This window comes from Microcystis sp. M53603_WE2 (assembly GCF_030065435.1).
In genome coordinates this window covers 1-1798 of sequence record NZ_JASJFF010000172.1, presented here as the reverse complement: position 1 = coordinate 1798, position 1798 = coordinate 1, and the positions used below count along the sequence as shown (strand labels likewise).

The window sequence follows — 1798 nt, the reverse complement described above, 5'->3', positions numbered from 1 at the left end:
GGCATTTTCGGTGACAAAACCGTAGGCGTACTCATCCATATTGGTCGCCCCCACCAAAACTGCCCCGGCTGCTTCTAGGGATTGTATAGCGATCGCATCTTGTCCGGCGGCAGGGTGATCTCGATTGATTTTGGAACCGGCAAGGGTGACAATACCCTCGATATCAAAGAGATTTTTGACGGCGAAGGGGACTCCTGCTAAGACACCGACGGGTTCCCCATCAGCGATCGCTAGATCGATTTTTTGGGCTTGAGCGAGCGCTCTAGGGTGTAAAATGTCGGTAAAGCAATTTAAATGGCGATTTTTCGCCTCTATCTCCGCTAAAGTCCGATTAATAACTTCTAAGGCGCTAGTTTGACGATTTTGGATTGATCGAGCTAAATTGCACACAGAAATAGTCATGGTTCAAAGCTGAGGGCGCTTTCCCCGTCATCCTCTAAGGGAAATTCTGTCACTAAACTGGCGATTTCTTGCAAGCGTTGCCAGTTTTCAACCACAGAATTTAAATAGCGATCGGGAATGGCTAAATCTAGGATTTTCGCCATGATCATAACGTATTCTTCTGGGTTATTCATAGATTTCGTTCTGGTTGGGGTGAAGGAGATCAAGATTTGCTTGAAAGCAGCGCTCAGGAATAAAATCGACACCTAGTTAAGCTGTGAAAATTGCTAGGATATAAGAGAAAATCTCCTGTAAATACAATAGCTATCCCTAGGGAGGAAGTATAACTTAAATTTGTTCTTGACCCCCGACTCCCTAGGATCATAACCTGAGATATGATCCTAGAACTGTATATTGAGATATTTTCCCCTCCTTCACCTCCGGATTAAATTAAACTTATAAGTAGGGAGGCACAATTATTTGTAGGATGGGTTAGCAGTAGCGTAACATAATCGGGCGTTGGGTTTCATTCTTCAACCCAACCTACGTTCATCTTATATTTAATTCCACCCACCTACTTATATGACCAAAAACAAGAGGTAACAAGCCTCCCCTTTCAAGAGAATGAAAATTAAAAGCTACTGAAGACTGCTGGTAGTCACTGATAACTGATAACTGATAACTGATAACTGATAACTGATAACTGATAACTGATAACTGAAATGACCATCTTACAAGACGAAAAACTACTCTTTACTCCCGCAATACCCCACAGTGATGCCCTTAGAACTATTTTTGCCTTTCCTAATCAGTATTCTGTGGGTATAACCAGTTTAGGTTATCAAATTGTTTGGGCAACTTTAGCCCTGCGATCGGATATACAAGTTAGTCGTTTATTTACGGATTTTCAAGAATCTTTCCCCCGTTATCCCGAATTAGTTGGCTTTTCCTTTTCCTGGGAATTAGACTATGTTAATATCCTCTCGCTGTTGGAATCTTTAGAAATTCCCTGTCACAGTCATCAACGGCAAGATCGACAGGCGATAATTTTTGGAGGTGGACCAGTTTTAACCGCTAATCCCGAACCTTTTGCCGCTTTTTTTGATGTAATTTTATTGGGAGATGGTGAAAATTTAATTGCTGATTTTATTAATGCCTATCAAGAGGTTAGAAACGCCGATCGCCCGACAAAACTCCGTCATTTGTCCCAGGTTCCGGGGGTGTATGTTCCTAGTTTATATACCGTTAATTATGATAGTCCCGAAGGTGAAATTACAGCAATTCTACCCATAGATAATAATGTTCCCGCCTTTGTTAGTAAACAAACCTATCGCAGTAATACCCTTTCTGCTTCTACGGTGGTAACAAAACAAGCGGCATGGGAGAATATTTATATGGTAGAGGTGGTGCGAAGTTG

Annotated in this window: 2 protein-coding genes and 1 pseudogene; 1 reads left to right on the top strand and 2 read right to left on the bottom strand. The window is 41.8% G+C overall.

Translation table 11 applies throughout. From position 1 onward, the window contains the following. Together PX481_RS03800 and PX481_RS03795 are read right to left on the bottom strand one after the other, a co-directional pair. Positions 1-402 (bottom strand): amidase family protein (locus PX481_RS03800; RefSeq protein ID WP_288093713.1); only part of this gene is annotated, 402 nt, incomplete at its 3' end. Beyond that, on the bottom strand, positions 399-575 hold the full coding sequence (locus PX481_RS03795) for a DUF4089 domain-containing protein (RefSeq protein WP_002758987.1): 177 nt from the start codon (positions 573-575) through the stop codon (positions 399-401). The genes PX481_RS03800 and PX481_RS03795, both read right to left, overlap by 4 nt. Positions 576-1103: 528 nt before the next feature. Between PX481_RS03795 and PX481_RS03790 the strand changes: the two are divergent. After that, positions 1104-1798: pseudogene (locus PX481_RS03790) on the top strand (radical SAM protein); the annotation flags it as partial.